We start from the raw sequence: 15,250 nt of genomic DNA, 5'->3' as shown, positions 1-15,250 counted from the left end.
ATTTCTGGAAAAGTTGGTGGGCGACCCTGGAATCGAACCAGGCATGAGTCACCTCGGCGGAGTTACAGTCCGCTGCCGCACCTTGCAGCCCGTCGCCCACTGAGCCGCTTGCATACTTACGCCGTCCGGCACCGTCAAGACCGGGAATGGCCTATCTGAGGTATCTTTCAAGATAGACGTATTCGTGCCCTTCCACCAACCGCCGGTCGATTTCCGTATAACCGCGGCTGCGATAGAATGCGATGTTCTGGAACAGGACGACATTGGGGTGTAACACGACCCGCAAACACTTGCGCAGAAGGCCCAGGGTATCGACGTAATTCAGCAAAGCCCGTCCGATACCCCGGCTACGGAAGCGCGGTGTTACCGCCAGATGCTCCACATGCATGTCCATGCCATCCTGATGAAAGGCAATGTAGCCGCCCAGCGCCGCGTCAATCATGTAGACGAACAGACGCCCTTCCTGTTGCAGTTGCCGCGGATCCATGTCCGGCTGCTTGATCTTCGCGTCCTCGCGGGCCAAATAGGCACGGAACGAGGTCTGTGCCAGAAACCTTATCTGCTGCAAGTCCGATTCGCGCGCAGGGCGGATCATTGTCTCTCCCAATTCCGGGGCCCAACCAAACGCCATACGCGCAAGAAGGGAAATAACATGGCCCCCAGACAGTCCAAGAAACCCAAATGGATAGTTGAGCGAGAACGCGCCAAACGTCAAGGCGACGACACTTTGTGGCTGTTCGGTATCCATTCCGTACGCGACGCACTGCTCAACCCGGCGCGCAACCGCCATCGACTCATCGTGACGAAGAACGCGGCCGATCGGCTCGGCGAAGCCATCACGGCGTCCGGCATGGAGCCGGAAATCGCAGATGCCCGCAAATTCTCTGCGCCGATTGATCCGCAGTCGGTGCACCAGGGCGCGGCCCTTGAGGTCGACCCGCTGGATTGGGGCTCGGTGTCGGAGCAATGCGCCCCGCGCGGCGGCGCACCGCTCGTGCTGTTGCTTGATCGTGTGTCGGACCCGCACAACGTCGGCGCCGTTCTCCGGTCGGCGGAGGTGTTTGGTGCGCGCGCTGTCATCGCGCCCCATCGTCACTCCGCTCCCGAAACCGGCGCACTTGCCAAAACCGCGAGTGGTGCGCTGGAACGCCAGCCCTACCTGCGCATTCCCAATCTCGCCAGCGCCATGACCAGCCTCAGGGAAATGGGATATACCCTGATCGGACTGGATGGCGACGGAGACGAGGAAATCGGCCCCGCCTGCGTTGCGGCGGCGGATCGACCGCTTGCCCTGATCCTCGGCTCCGAGGGCCCGGGCCTGCGCGCGCTGACCCGCGAAACCTGCGATACCATCGCCCGCATACCCGCAGCCGGTGTCTTTGGCTCCCTCAATGTCTCCAATGCCGCAGCGATTGCCTTATATGCAGCCAAGACCTCGAGAGGCTGACATATGCCTGACCTGACGAAGATTGCCACCTGCTGTTACTGCGGCAGTCGCACCGTTCTCCGCCTGACTGCGCGGGATCGGCACGAGCTTGCCTGCGCAAGTTGCGGCGCGGCTCTCCATAATATGAAACCGCTGAAGGCCAAACCGGCAACGGCACCCAAACCCAGCCCTTCCCGCCCGATCCACCTGCCGCCCAAACCGCGCAAATCGCCGAAGAAGCGCAGTCGCAAACGCTGGATGGATGTGCTGGAAGATGTATGGGACGAGATCGAAGATATTTTTGACTGATTTCGTCCCTAAAATCGGATATACTTCCCTCAGAGCAGTAGACGCCGACAAAAGGTTCAAAAACCATGGCACCGATTTCCCGACGCACCAGCATGGCGCTGATGGCAGGCACGCTGGCCGTGCCCCGTATTGCCCGCGCCGAATCCCAATATCTCGACAGCCAGGGCCGTGGACTGCGTGGCTACGATCCGGTCGCATACTTCAAGGAGGAGGAGGCCATACCCGGCCTGCCGTCCATACAGACGGAACATGACGGCGCCATCTGGCAATTCGAATTCGACGGCAACCAGACAGCCTTTGAGGCAGAGCCGGAAAAATTCCTGCCGCAATACGGCGGCTTCTGCGCCGAAGGTATCTCCCGCGGGTTCAAGCGGGTCAGCGACCCGACCGTCTGGGTCATGGTCAACGACAAGCTCTATGTCCACTACTCGATAGAGGCGCAGAACCGCTGGGCCGAAGGTATCCGCGAAAACATCCGTCAGGGTGACAAGAACTGGCCCGAACTCCGCGAACTCTGAACCGAAAGCGCAGTTGTCTTGATCAATCCCCTCGCTTAGCGTGCCGGTCAACGCAACCGGCCCGCAAGCGGCCAGACAATCGACAGGGGGAACGGCGATGGCCGACGATCAGACCTACGGCTTCGACACAATGCAAATTCACGCGGGCGCAAGCCCCGATCCGGCCACCGGCGCGCGACAGGTGCCGATCTATCAATCGACAGCGTATGTCTTTCGCGATGCCGAACACGCGGCCAAACTCTTCAACCTTCAGGAAGTCGGCTACATCTACTCGCGGCTGACCAACCCCACCGTCTCGGCCCTGGCCGACAGGATCGCGGCTCTGGAAGGGGGTGCCGGTGCCGTCTGCTGTTCTTCCGGACACGCCGCACAGATCATGGCGCTGTTTCCGCTTATGAACCCCGGCTGCAACGTCGTCGCCTCGACAAAGCTCTACGGCGGTACCATTCAGCAGTTCACCAATACCATCCGCAAATTCGGCTGGTCCTGTACCTTCGTTGACTTCGACGATCTCGCTGCGGTCGAAGCCGCAGTTGACGACAACACCCGCGCCATCTTTTGCGAAAGCATTGCCAACCCCGGCGGCTACATCACTGACATCAGGGCAATCGCCGATGTGGCCGATGCAGCCGGCGTGCCGCTGATCGTCGATAATACGTCCGCCAGCCCCTATCTCTGTCGCCCGATCGAACTGGGAGCCACGCTGGTCGTTCACTCCACCACGAAATACCTTACCGGCAACGGCACGGTTACCGGCGGCTGCGTCGTGGACAGCGGCAACTTCAACTGGGGTGCCTCTGACAAGTTTCCCTCTCTCGCCGCGCCGGAGCCCGCCTATCACGGTCTCAACTTTTACGAAGCCCTTGGCAGCATGGCCTTCACCTTCCACTCCATCGCCATCGGGCTTCGTGATCTCGGCATGACCATGAACCCCCAAGGTGCGCATTACACCCTGATGGGAATCGAAACCCTTTCACTGCGGATGGAGAAGCACGTCGCCAACGCCGTAAAAGTCGCAAAATGGCTGGAGTCCGATCCCCGCGTCGACTCTGTCACCTACGCCGGTCTGGAAAGCAGCCCCTATTACGGGCGCATCGCCAAGGTCTGCCCAAAGGGGGCCGGGGCTCTTTTCACCTTTGCAGTTAAAGGCGGGTTCGATGCCTGTGTGAAGCTGGTAGACAACGTCTCAATCTTCTCACACGTCGCCAACCTCGGTGACGCCCGCAGCCTTATCATCCACTCTGCCAGCACGACCCACCGGCAGTTGACACCGGAGCAGCAGGAAGCCGCCGGCGCAGCCCCGAACATGGTGCGTCTGTCCATCGGGATCGAGGATGCCGACGACCTGATCGCCGATCTCGACCAGGCGCTGGCGAAAGCGACAGGCTAAGCCAGGTTAGGCGGCCCGGCCAAAACCGGGCCGCCAGTCAGAAGACCAGCGACCGGTGAACCATCGCGCCACACCACGCGCCGTCACCGACGGCGAGCGAGACGGAATGCGGCACTCGTCCGACATCGCCACAGGCATAGGCGCCGGGCACGGATGTTTCCTTCATACCGTCAGTCCGCAGATGGGTGCCCATGCCGGTTTCATCCAATGCACACCCCAAAACTTCGGCCACCGGCGTTGCCGGGGAACAAACCGGCGCAGTGAATAGTCCCGCGAACTGCAACACCCGGCCATCCATCAGCCGGACATCCGCAATCCCCTCGATGGCGGCGATCCGCCCGGTCTCCACGTCGGCACCGCGCCGAGAAAGATCTGCCTTTTCCTCGCCCGTTACCTCGGCCAGACCATTGGGAAAGTAAGTCAGCGGTCCCCATTCCGCGACAATCTGCGCCTGATGGATAGAACCCGGCCCTGCCCCGATGACGCCGATGCGCCCCCGGTTCAGTTCGTATCCATGGCAGTACGGGCAGTGAAAGACGCTTCGGCCCCACCTGTCTGCCAATCCGGGCACATCCGGCAACCCGTCCTTCACGCCCGTGGCGAAGATAATCCTGCGCGCGCTGTGTTCCGCCGGTCCGGCTTTGACCACGAAATCGTCGCGTTCGCCGGCGGCTGCGTCTGCAATCCCGTCGATCCACTCCAACGTCGGATACCGCTCCAGTTGCGCCAGCGCCTCCCGCGCGATTGCTGCCGGGTCCGCGCCATCCTGGCCCAGAAAACCGTGGCTCTGCGCGGCGAACCGGTTTCGTCGCTCGCCCGCGTCGATCACCAGCACCGTGCGCCGGGCACGGAGAAGCTGGAGGGCTGCGGCCATTCCGGCGTAGCTGCCCCCGACGACGATAACGTCATGTTGCATGGTCTATTCCCTTTCTGAGCGCCTTTCGGCATGACGGCGTGCGAAGTCCGCCGCCAGATCTGAGAGCGAGACATCGGCAAAACGCTCTAGCAACAACGCTTCGGCATCTTGAAAGGCACCATCCAGCGCTGCGTTGACCGCCTGCTCCACAAGGCAATCAGGCGTTTCGTTACGGTTCCCGATGGCAAAGATCGCCGGCTCCCCCAGCGCGCCGTGCAGATCGCGCAACGAAACCTCCCGAAGGTTCGCCGTAATCGTCCAACCACCGGCATGACCGCGCGACGACGTGACGATGCCAGCCTCGCGCAACAGGCCCATCGTCCTCCGCACGACAACCGGGTTCGTCCCCATGCAGCGGGCCAGTGTTTCCGAAGTCATCGGCTGCTGCTGCTCCGCCATGTGAAGAAGTGCATGCAAAACCGTGGAGAGGCGACTGTCTCTTTTCATGTAACTTTGTTTATTACGATTCGCTCTGATCCGCAAGTCCGTCCGCCAAACAGTTAGCGGAAAATTAATATGGCTCATGCCAGAAGGGCCCTGTCTCGCTTCCGCCGCATTTGGGAGTAGCCGAGGGGCCGCGCCCGGCGTATACTCGATCTGGGTACACGCGGCAGAAGAAACACAAGCAACGCGGGGGCCGCCGGTGGTAGACGGCAGGATGGAAGATCTGGCGAGGGACAAGGGTGCAACCCCCTTCTACGCGCTTGACCTGTCGCGCGATGGCATCAGCCTGCTGGACAGCCGCGACAGATCCGTCTGGCGGTGCCTCGACACAGTCCCGCTACAGGTAGGCACGCTCAGCCGCAATCTCGCGCGCCTTCATGCCCGCACGGGCTGTGCCGAAGGTGAGAAGAGCCCCGTGGAAGTCTGGCTGCCCTGTGCGGAGGTGATGGTCGAGAACGTTGATCTCGAACGCTGGGAAACCGTCGAGGACGCAGTATTCACCGTTTTCCGGGCCACCTGCCAGACCGAACCGGACCTGCTCGCCTATGATTTCGCCTTGCCCCGCGAGGACGGGCTTGTGCCGGTTGCCGGCATCCCTACCGCGGTCCTGCAGGAGGCTGACGACTTCCTCCGCGCCCATGGCTTCGTTCCCACAGGTTTCACCACGGCCGATGAGCCGGAAGGCTTTGGCCAGATGCCGGACTTTGTTCTGGCTTCGAAATCCGAACATTGCGACGCGGTTATCCCGCACAGCGCGGCAGTCGAGTACGCCTTCATTGACCCGCCGGTCGTCGCAAACCCGGCGCCCAAGCCTTTGCCGCCGGAACCGGCCCGCGTCGCACCTCCGCGCCCGACCGCCATCAGCCATCCGGAACCGGCGCTTCCCAACCGACCGAGACAACCGCGTGGGGCTGCCACTGCCCTCGCCCCGGCCGGGCCGCCCGGATGGGTCGTACCCGTCGCCGGAACGGCCGCCGCCGCACTGCTGATCGGCCTCGGCATCGTTACCGTTCCGCATCTCATCGGTCCGTCCGACACCCGAGGTCTACCCGGCTCCGAAGCGCAGAGCATGACGGCCCTGCATCCACTTGCCGCAGCCGAAACGGCGGCGCAGGTCGATGTGACCGCAGCTGAACACTCCGATGTCGCTCTTGGCCCAATAGACATACTGGCACTCGGCATCACGCCGCTTATGTCCAGCATGGCGGAAGAGCCGGCACCGCTGGCTCCGGCCCTACTGGAAGTTGCCGCCGCACCGGCCATTGCTCTTGACACAGGTGCGCTGACGACACCTGCAACCTTGGCCACCCCGCGCACCTCGGAAAGGCCGGACGCGCCAGAACGCACGGACGAGGCAAATCGCTACAGCCGTTTCGAAGGTGTCGTGACAACCAGCGTCGCCGGAATAACCAAACCGGCAGATGCGCCCGCGGCATCCTCTGTCGAGACTGCCGCCAGAACACCAGCCCCGCGCCTGACCCGTCGCTCCTCGCCACTAGCCCGCCGCGATCTCGCACTCTCAATGGCGAGCGCCACCCACAGTTACGCGTCCGACACTGATCGGCCCGCGGAGCTTGCACCGGAAACACCGGCCCCGATCGCCGTGCCCGTCCCCGGCGGTCCTGAGCCGGAGACGCGCGCCTACGCCGCCCTTGATCTGCAGGAAGACTTTGACATCGGCCCGAATGTCGCCTTTGCCGCGCTGGCCATCGACACCAAAGGAACTGAAGAGGACCCGTCGGCCAAACCCGTTGCTGTCCTGATTGCACCGTCGCGCATACCGCTGATGGCCAACGAGAAACTCGATGGTCCGGACCTCAGCAGCTACATCACGGCCCTCGCAAGCCCTGACAATCCAAACACCGCACAGGCACAACTGGCTGTGGCCACCTTCCAGCCACCGCTGCCACAGAGCGTCTCTTTCGATGCGCCGGGCGCCATGGCCTCGATCCTCACTGCCATTGGCCCCTCGGCTCCGCTCGGCACCAAGTCTCCAGCGACAGATCCGGTTTTGCGCTCTGCTGTCGTCGCCACTCCAACGCCATTCAGCGAAGGCAGGATCAGCCCTGCCAATGTCCGGATCATCGCTGGTGCGCCCGACGTAGTTCCTCCCTCCCGCCCCGGCGATTTCCTCGCACAGATCACGCCTCCGGACGTAGTCGCAAGTGCGCCTGCCAACGATCAGGCGGCAATTGACGCCGCCATGGCCGCGGTTCAGGCCAGCTTCGGCACCGCCACCGATACGCCCAGCGTGTTGCCTGCTCAGCAAGACGATCCGGCAATCGCGGCACAGGACGGCACGCTGGAATTCGCAGCACTCAACATCGGCGATGTCGCAAGCGATGCCCGCACCCCCACTGTCGTCCTGCCGGCGGAGCGGTTGATCGACGTTGGTGATCCCTCGCCCATGGCAGCCCCCGAAGCCGCCGACGACGGCTCGATCCAACTCGCGGCGCTGACACCGGACCAACCGCAACGCCGGGCGGCGGCCTTGACGGCCCTGCCTCCACCGCCTGTGGTGGAGGAACAGGCCACGCCTGGCGCCACCGATCTCTCGGCGCTCGAACCCCAACCGATCCCGCCACAGCTTCGCCCCGACACCGCCGAGGCGGCGAATGAAGATGCCGAGACGCCGGAGACTGCCGCCGTCGAAGCTGAACCGAACGCGTCACAGTCGCCGCTTGGCAGCACTGCGGGCCTCACCCACGTCACTCCCAAGGGCGTTACGGTCACGGCGGCAAGTCCCGGCGTTGTCCCGCCGCCGCGCCCCAATGATACGCTCGTCACGGTGCTGGAACCGACGATGGAGCAGATGGATGCTGCCGAACTGGCCATCAAGACACAGAAGGAAGGCGATCTTGCTCCGACGGATGAATCCGTCGTCTTGCAGACGCCGCCCCGCATCCGTCCAGACAGTATCGAGAAAGCTGCCATCGAGGCAGAGGAACAGCGTCTCGCGGCATTGGGCCCCTCCGACCTTGCGCTGACAGCGGCCAGCCGGCCGCCCTCCCGCCCACAGAACCTGAAAGTTGCCGTTCGGACGACCCCAAAACCCACACCGCCACCAGCGGCATCCACCTCTCAGCCGCGCACCGTCGCCCGCAGCGCACCACAGCTGCCCACCGTGGCTTCGGTTGCGCGAGCCGCGACCATCGAGAACGTATTGCCCCGGCGCGAAATGGCCCTGATCGGCGTGTTCGGTACGTCCAGCCGAAAGCACGCCTTGGTGCGGATGGCCAATGGCCGCTACGTCAAAGTCGGCACCGGCGATACTCTGCGTGGTTATCAGGTCACCGCAATCTCGTCGGATGCAATACGCCTGCGGCGCGGCGGCCGCGACACCGTGCTCGTCATTCCGCAGTAACGCTTCGCGCCCGATACTCCGCCCATTGCTCGGGTGTATCCAGATCCAGAATCGCAGCGTCACCTGAAACAGGCACATCCCGCACGAAGTCCCCGGCTTCGGCCAGCACCGACCGCGCCCCCTCGTCGCCTTCCAGTGCGCCCAGGCTCTCGAAGAACCGCGTCCCGAACAGCACCGGATGCCCCGGCCGGCCTCCTTCAGTGACGGCGCGGCAGATTTCTGCCCCTTTGTCCGGCGCGAAAGCCGCTGCCAGTGCAGCGTAGGTCTGCACGGAAACCTCCGGCATGTCGGCCAGCGCCACGATCACGGCATCCGTACCCTGGCTAATGGCAGCCAGCCCGGCCCGCAAACTCGCCGCCATACCCTCCGCAGCCAGTTCCGCGACAACAATTCTAGTGCCGACCCCTTTCAGGGTCGCACGGCGCGCAGTCGCGTCCGGTGGCACGACCACCAGCACTTCTGCCAGCCCGGCATCCACCGCCGTTTTGGCGGAGCGACGCAGCAGAGGCTGCCCGCCAATCTCTTCCAGCAACTTGTCGCGGTCGCCCATCCGCCGCGATTGTCCTGCCGCCAGCAACAGGATGGAAATATTGGGGCGCGCCGGCGCCAGCTTACGCACCGCGCGCGGCTGCGGGCGTATCGGAATTTCCTTGAGCAGTCCGCCGACGCCCATTGCCGCGATCTCGGCATTGCCGACCGGCAATCCACACACGAGCCGCTCAAGCACCCAGTCCGCGCCATTCAGAGCCGGAGAGCGGGCGCAGCCCGGCAGTCCGACAACCGGCGCCCCCGCAAGCTGACCAAGAAACAGCAGATTACCAGGATCGACCGGCATGCCGAATCGTGTGATCTCCCCTCCCGCGGCCCCGACCGCCGCCGGACAAACATCCCGAATGTCGGACGTCGCCGATGCTCCGAGGATAAGTACCAGCGGTGCCGACACTTCCGCCAGCGCCTCGGCCAGCGCCCCGGCATCATGCGGCAGCACCCGCACGTGGTCCAACGCCACACCCAGCCCCGCCAACCGCGCGCGCACCACCGCCTCGCCCTTGGCCAGCGCCTTCTCGGTCAGCGCCTCCGTCCGCGTCATCAACAGCGCCGCGCGCTCGATAACCATGGGCGCCAATGTGATGCTGTCGGCACCGACAACGCCGGCCGCCGCCGCCGCCGCCTCTTCGGGAACGCCATAGGGAATGATCTTGACCGTCGCGATCATGCTTCCCGCCGCAACCCTGGCCTTGTCTGGTACCGTCGCGATGGTGATACCGGGATCAACGGTGTTCAGCGCATGAATGGCGGCAGCGTCGACACTCACTACCCCGGCCTCGCGGGCCAGCAGATTCACCCGCCCGGTGAAGGGTTCAGTGATCTCGAACGATCGGTCGTTCAGCCGCTTTGCAATTGCCGCCGCCGCCCGGTTCTCATCCATGTCTCCCGGCTCCAGACGCGCGATCGTCACCCGTTCCACCCCGGCGTCTGCAAGCTTTGCCAAGATTTCGGATGTCAGGTTTGTCCCCTTGCGCAGGCGCAGGTCACCCGCCCGCACCGAATGCGCCAGCAGCGCACCTCCGGCGTCGCTCAGGGGCACTTCTCCGAAAATCATACCTACTCCGCCGCCACACCCTGTCGGGCCTGTCCTGGCCGGCTCTCCGGTCGGCGCAAACGCTCGGTGATCTCCGCCATGATCGAAACGGCGATTTCCGCCGGCGATTTCGCCCCTATGTCCGCGCCCACGGGCGCATGAATGCGGCCCATTTCGTCAGCTGAAAACCCCTTCTCCTCCAGTCGTGCAAGCCGCTTTGCATGCGTACGGGTAGAGCCAAGGCAACCGAGATAAAAAACATCACTGCGCAACGCCACCTCGATCGCGGGGTCGTCCAGTTTCGGATCATGGGTCAGGGTCACAACCGCCGTTCGCGCATCGAGACCGATGGCTGCCAGTGCCGCGTCCGGCCAATCGTGAATGATCCTCGCCCCCGGGAACCGAGCCTCGGAGGCGAAGGCTTCCCGTGGATCAACCAAGACCGCATCGTAGCCCGCCAGTCGCGCCATCTCCATCAGTGGCTGGGCAATATGTACGGCACCGACAACCACCATGGCCAACGGGGGATTATGGATACCTAAAAACCAATCCTCCTCAAACCCCGACTTGTCTGCGTGAAACCGAGGGAGCGCCAGAACCGACAGCACACCGCCCTCAGTGCCCACCAATTCATGCGCCCAGGTTTGGGTGTCGGTGGCCAGCGCCACGGGTCTTCTTGCCGCCCGCGCCGCCACCAGATCGTCCAACATCTCCACCGGCAAACCGGCCCCGACGCCAACCGGCTCCACCATCACCCGGATGCGGCCTCCGCAAGCCAGCCCCACGGCAAAAGCCTCATCGTCCGACACGCCGAACTCCAGCACCCGGCAGCGGCCATCCTCGACGGCCTCTAGCGCCTCGGCGACGACAGCGCCCTCGACACACCCCCCGGAAACGGAGCCAACCATCTCTGCCTCTTCGCCGATCGCCAGTTGAGAGCCAACGGGGCGTGGCGCCGATCCCCAGGTCTCGATCACCGTGGCCAGTGCGACCTTCCGCCCCGCACGCACCCATTTCAGCGCCTGTTCCGGCACTGCGTCATGAAGAGCTGTCATTCGTGTCTCCCCGATTGATCCAGGCTGCTGACGAGTACTCCGGCCTGACGTGACAAGAATATAGGCATTTCCCGGGCCGGCAAACAGGCCCGCTGCATCAGTCAAACATTTTGCCCCCGCTCCCACGGAACCGTGCCACAACACCGCAAGCCTGTCAGGGCACATGGCCAAGGAGGGCATTGACTTCCTATCGCGAACCATCCATATGACCCACACGTCAGCGCGGAGTGCCGTGCTCAAGTCGGGCCAGTGATGCAGCGGGATACTCCGCCGGGCCCACTTTATTGACAACATTTCCGTAAATCGTCCTGAACATCACGCGGGTCGCCACTGAAACGAGCCGCGCACGCTGCCCATGGAAAGGGCGGCGCTCTGTCGCGTGCTCCCCGCCGAAAGACTGCAATTGACCAATTTTTCTGACTTCAACTTCAAGGCTCCCATCGCGAAGGCGTTGGAAGCCGAAGGCTACTCCACGCCCACACCGATCCAGGCGCAATCCATTCCCCTCGTGCTCGAGGGCCATGACCTTCTCGGAATAGCCCAGACCGGCACCGGCAAGACGGCGGCCTTCGCCCTGCCTATCCTCGACCGGCTCTGCCGTGGCGAGACACCGCGCCCGAAGCGCGGAACCCGTTGCCTGGTACTGGCACCGACACGCGAACTGGCAAGCCAGATTGCCGCGTCGTTCGAAGCCTATGGCAAGTTCCTCCATCTCTCCGTCTTCACTGTGTTCGGTGGTGTGTCGGTCAACCGCCAGATCAACCGGATGCAGCGCGGCACAGATATCCTCGTCGCCACACCGGGCAGATTGCTCGACCTGATCAACCAGCGCGCGCTCAAGCTCTCCGATGTGGAGGTTCTTGTGCTGGACGAGGCCGACCAGATGCTGGACATGGGTTTCATCCACGACCTCCGGAAGATCGTGCCGCTGGTCCCGAAAGAACGGCAGACGCTGTTCTTCTCTGCCACGATGCCGAGTACCATCGCCGAGCTTGCCGATCAGTTCCTGACCGAGCCGAAGAAGGTTTCCGTCGCCCCCGCTGCCACAACGGCAGAGCGGGTCGATCAGCACGCCTACTTCCTCAAGGGCGGTGCCAAGCGCCGTCTGCTTGCCCATCAACTCCGCGATCCGGAGGTTGACCGGGTGCTCGTCTTCACGCGCACGAAGCATGGCGCCGACAAGGTCGTAAAGCACCTCGAACAGGACAAGATCAACGCGGCCGCGATCCACGGCAACAAATCTCAGGGTCAGCGAGAGCGTGCCCTCAAGGCGTTTCGTGATGGTCGCACCAAGGTGCTGGTCGCCACAGATATCGCCGCGCGCGGCATTGACGTGCCCGGCGTAAGCCACGTGATCAACTTCGATGTTCCAAACGTGCCGGAGCAATACGTCCACCGCATCGGGCGTACGGCCCGCGCCGGCCGCGAGGGCATCGCCATCAGCTACATCGCCGGTGACGAACAGGCCTATCTGCGCGATATCGAACGCACGACCGGTATGCCCCTCGATCGTCAGGCCCTGCCCACAGGCTTCGAGGAAGAAGCCGAGACCGAGGTCGCGCACGCACCCAAACCGAAAGGCAATTCCCGCCGCCGGGGGCGTGGCAACCCGCAAAACCATGGCGGTGGCAACAAGGGACGGGGCAAGCCGAACGGCCGGTCCGGCGCCCATGCTGCCAAGGGCAGCGAGGCCAAGCCGGTTCGTTCCGGTCCGAAAGCCAATGCCCCCAAACGCCCGCGCACACGTGCCAAGGCACCTTCCGCCGCCTGACTGAATTTTCCAGTCCCGCGCGCCTTCGGGCGGGCGGGGCCGGCGCTCTCAGTTTCGGGCCTCGGGATACTTCCAGCACCCTTTCACATGGTCGTTCACCATCCCCACTGCCTGCATATAGGCATAGATGATGGTAGATCCGACAAAACTCATGCCCCGCGCCTTGAGGTCGGACGACAAGGCGTCGCTTTCCTTCGTCGTCGTCGGTACCGCCTTCATGCTCGGCCAGTGATTGATCACCGGTGCGCCATCTACAAACCGCCAGAGATAAGCGTTGAAACTGCCAAATTCCTGCTGGATTTCCAGAAAGGCCGCGGCATTGCGCCGTGTCGCCGCTATCTTCAGCTTGTTGCGGACAATGCCCGCGTCGTGGCGCGCTTCCTCCAGATCATCATCTGACATCGCCGCCACCGCGGCGACATCGAAATCGTGGAACACTCGGCGATAGCCGTCCCGCTTCATCAACACGGTCTCCCAGTTGAGGCCGGCCTGCGCCCCTTCCAGGATCAGCATTTCGAAAAGATGGCGGTCATCGTGGACGGGAACACCCCATTCCTCGTCATGATAGGCGGCATATACCGGCGAGGCGCCGAAGCATCTTATTTTTCCGTCTTCACCCGTTTCCATACCACTTACTCCGTTGAAACCGCCTCAAGCAGACAGCCCGATGCACCACGCGTCAAGCCCCGCACATTCCAGCGTGATGCCCGTTCCATATCGAAAAAGAAAAACGCGGTGTTTCTAGCACCGCGTCGTTCCTGGTTTACGATTTGAGATCACTCTTGCAGCCCGATACGTTGGCAGACCGACATGCAACGCCTGTTCCGGCCACAGGCATGCAGGCTGCCGACGCTGCAGCAGCCCGGTTCCTGTCTCAGAGCAGCGACTGGATATTCACGCCAAACGTCACTGCGCCCAGTTTTTCTTGCGTCACCGGATCGGCGATCGGCATGGAAACCTGAACCTGGTAGAAACCCGTGCTGTCATCGAACTCGACATCGCTGAAATGATAGTCCAGTCCCTCGGACGCATACGTCTCCTGCCATTTCGCCTCGTCACCCTGCCACAGGTCCGAGGTCACAGCGCTCTGGGCCACGTTGAGGCCCTTGTCATCCATGATGAACACCTCGGTGACAATGCCGTTCGCCGCCAACTGGTACCGTTTCAGCAGTTCGGACAAGGGCCGAGCCATCATCTCCGCGACAATCCCGGAAGCATCGCCTTCGGCATCGGCACGCCACGCCAGGTCCATCTCGTCAACGGCTTCCTGCGACAGTTCCTTGTGGGCCGTATTCTGCTCGCGCAGCGAGATCACGATCTGCGGTTCCAGCAACCAGCGGGCCAACTGATCATTGGCATAGGCCTCCAGCGGGATGCGATAGAGGTCCGGCTGCTTACTGGTGGCGAGCAGGTAGAGCAGACGGGCGTTGTTCAACTCCCGTTGCAGCGAAACGCGCAATTCGCCAGCCGCAGCGCTGGTGGATTCACCGGCTGCAACCATCGGCTTCAACTCGCTCCACACATCCTGCGCCTTGCCGAGGGAATTTCGCACGCCATCCGTCGGCGGCTCCATCAGGCCCACCTGCGGTTGGCCGTTGATCAGTGCTTCCATCGAGGCATCGAAAACCTTGATGCTTTCGGCCAGCGCTGCATTGCTCTCCTCGGCACCCGCCGTCTCCGACTGGGCAACACAGTCATGCAGCGACATCTCTTCCAGAAGTACCGTCTGCCGATCCACGATGTTCACGGCCAACGCAGCCCCGAAACTGAAGTTCTCGGAGTTGGAGTAGGCACCGGAGAGGATGGCCAGCAGGTTGCCCGTGGTGTCGACCAGATCCTTGCCCTGAACCAGAATGCGCGTCAGCGCTTCTTCGACGAAATAGCCATCGGCAACGGAGGCCAGATCGGCCGAAACCGGCTGCCACGCGGCTTCCACCTTGTCTAGGGCCGAGAGTACGCGCCGCCCGGTTTCCGGTTCCCGCAGAGCCAGCGCCATATCTCCGTTGCGCAGGGCGTCTATCTTCTGCTGAAAGAGTTGAACATCCGTGCGGAGGTCTTCCGACGAAATGGGCGACGCTTCACCATTGACTGCGAGCGTGCAGGCCTTCGCCATCAGCGACTGGCTTTCAAACCTCAGTTTGCCGCCGACGCTGATCCGCGCCGAACCGCTGGCATCGCCTTGGGCAAAAGCCGCGCTCGACAGCAAGACGGCTGCGGAAGAAAGAGTTGCCAGGGTCCAGCCCCTGAACGACTTTTCCGTTGAAAAGAGAGTGACCACCGAAAGCTCCTTTTTCCTCACCTTGCATTCTCAGGTTGTATGCGATTGCCATGGTCCGTACTCGGCAAATATGCTTAATTTTGGGTGAAGGTAGCCTTAGTTTGAACACATTGGAAAATTCAAAGGTCCAGTAACTACTTGTTTTTCGTAATTTTTTATTGATTCAAAGCGCTTGGGTACTCGTCTGACAGAGGTCA

General features: G+C 62.8%; 13 protein-coding genes and 1 tRNA gene. 6 read left to right on the top strand and 8 right to left on the bottom strand.

From position 1 onward, the window contains the following. Nucleotides 1-14: 14 nt before the first annotated feature. A tRNA-Tyr gene (locus GO499_RS02490) sits at nt 15-98 on the bottom strand. A gap of 53 nt (nt 99-151) precedes the next feature. Then, nucleotides 152-595, bottom strand: coding sequence for a GNAT family N-acetyltransferase (locus GO499_RS02485; protein WP_161860704.1), 444 nt, complete (start codon nt 593-595; stop codon nt 152-154). Between the two features lie 57 nt (nt 596-652). Here GO499_RS02485 and rlmB point away from each other — a divergent pair, with 57 nt between their 5' ends. From rlmB to GO499_RS02465, 4 genes are all read left to right on the top strand, one after another. Next, nucleotides 653-1,447, top strand: coding sequence for a 23S rRNA (guanosine(2251)-2'-O)-methyltransferase RlmB (gene rlmB / locus GO499_RS02480; protein WP_161860703.1), 795 nt, complete (start codon nt 653-655; stop codon nt 1,445-1,447). A gap of 3 nt (nt 1,448-1,450) precedes the next feature. Then, nucleotides 1,451-1,735, top strand: coding sequence for a hypothetical protein (locus GO499_RS02475; protein WP_161860702.1), 285 nt, complete (start codon nt 1,451-1,453; stop codon nt 1,733-1,735). Nucleotides 1,736-1,800: 65 nt separating this feature from the next. After that, nucleotides 1,801-2,253 (top strand): YHS domain-containing (seleno)protein, encoded by a 453-nt coding sequence (locus GO499_RS02470; RefSeq protein WP_161860701.1) that lies wholly within the window; start codon nt 1,801-1,803, stop codon nt 2,251-2,253. A 97-nt stretch (nt 2,254-2,350) separates the two neighbouring features. After that, nucleotides 2,351-3,643: an O-acetylhomoserine aminocarboxypropyltransferase/cysteine synthase family protein gene (locus GO499_RS02465; protein ID WP_161860700.1), complete on the top strand. Its 1,293-nt coding sequence runs from the start codon at nt 2,351-2,353 to the stop codon at nt 3,641-3,643. 37 nt (nt 3,644-3,680) lie between these two features. On the opposite strand, the gene GO499_RS02460 is transcribed toward GO499_RS02465, so the two are convergent. Both GO499_RS02460 and GO499_RS02455 read right to left on the bottom strand, forming a co-directional pair. Next, nucleotides 3,681-4,559, bottom strand: coding sequence for an NAD(P)/FAD-dependent oxidoreductase (locus GO499_RS02460; protein ID WP_161860699.1), 879 nt, complete (start codon nt 4,557-4,559; stop codon nt 3,681-3,683). A gap of 3 nt (nt 4,560-4,562) precedes the next feature. Then, complete coding sequence (locus GO499_RS02455) at nt 4,563-5,006, bottom strand: RrF2 family transcriptional regulator (RefSeq protein WP_161860698.1); 444 nt, start codon at nt 5,004-5,006, stop codon at nt 4,563-4,565. A 196-nt stretch (nt 5,007-5,202) separates the two neighbouring features. Between GO499_RS02455 and GO499_RS02450 the strand changes: the two genes are divergently transcribed. Then, nucleotides 5,203-8,367: a hypothetical protein gene (locus GO499_RS02450; RefSeq protein WP_161860697.1), complete on the top strand. Its 3,165-nt coding sequence runs from the start codon at nt 5,203-5,205 to the stop codon at nt 8,365-8,367. On the opposite strand, the gene GO499_RS19820 is transcribed toward GO499_RS02450, so the two are convergent. Together GO499_RS19820 and GO499_RS02440 are read right to left on the bottom strand one after the other, a co-directional pair. After that, nucleotides 8,354-9,970, bottom strand: a complete 1,617-nt coding sequence (locus GO499_RS19820; RefSeq protein WP_161860696.1) for an NTP transferase domain-containing protein — start codon at nt 9,968-9,970, stop codon at nt 8,354-8,356. The two genes, GO499_RS02450 and GO499_RS19820, sit on opposite strands and share 14 nt — an antisense overlap. 2 nt (nt 9,971-9,972) lie before the next feature. Then, nucleotides 9,973-11,004 (bottom strand): XdhC family protein, encoded by a 1,032-nt coding sequence (locus GO499_RS02440; protein ID WP_161860695.1) that lies wholly within the window; start codon nt 11,002-11,004, stop codon nt 9,973-9,975. 403 nt (nt 11,005-11,407) lie between these two features. On the opposite strand from GO499_RS02440, the gene GO499_RS02435 reads away from it, so the two are divergent. Then, nucleotides 11,408-12,775, top strand: a complete 1,368-nt coding sequence (locus GO499_RS02435; protein ID WP_161860694.1) for a DEAD/DEAH box helicase — start codon at nt 11,408-11,410, stop codon at nt 12,773-12,775. Between the two features lie 48 nt (nt 12,776-12,823). On the opposite strand, the gene GO499_RS02430 is transcribed toward GO499_RS02435, so the two are convergent. Beyond that, nucleotides 12,824-13,402 carry a DNA-3-methyladenine glycosylase I gene (locus GO499_RS02430; RefSeq protein ID WP_161860693.1) on the bottom strand — a complete coding sequence of 193 codons (579 nt, stop codon included), beginning with the start codon at nt 13,400-13,402 and terminating at the stop codon, nt 12,824-12,826. Nucleotides 13,403-13,649: 247 nt separating this feature from the next. Next, a complete protein-coding gene (locus tag GO499_RS02425; protein ID WP_161860692.1) occupies nt 13,650-15,053 on the bottom strand; it encodes a type IV pili methyl-accepting chemotaxis transducer N-terminal domain-containing protein in 1,404 nt (467 codons plus the stop codon). Between the last annotated feature and the right edge of the window lie 197 nt (nt 15,054-15,250).

The organism is Algicella marina, assembly GCF_009931615.1.
Classification (GTDB): domain Bacteria; phylum Pseudomonadota; class Alphaproteobacteria; order Rhodobacterales; family Rhodobacteraceae; genus Algicella; species Algicella marina.
This window is presented reverse-complemented; position numbering and strand designations above follow the sequence as displayed.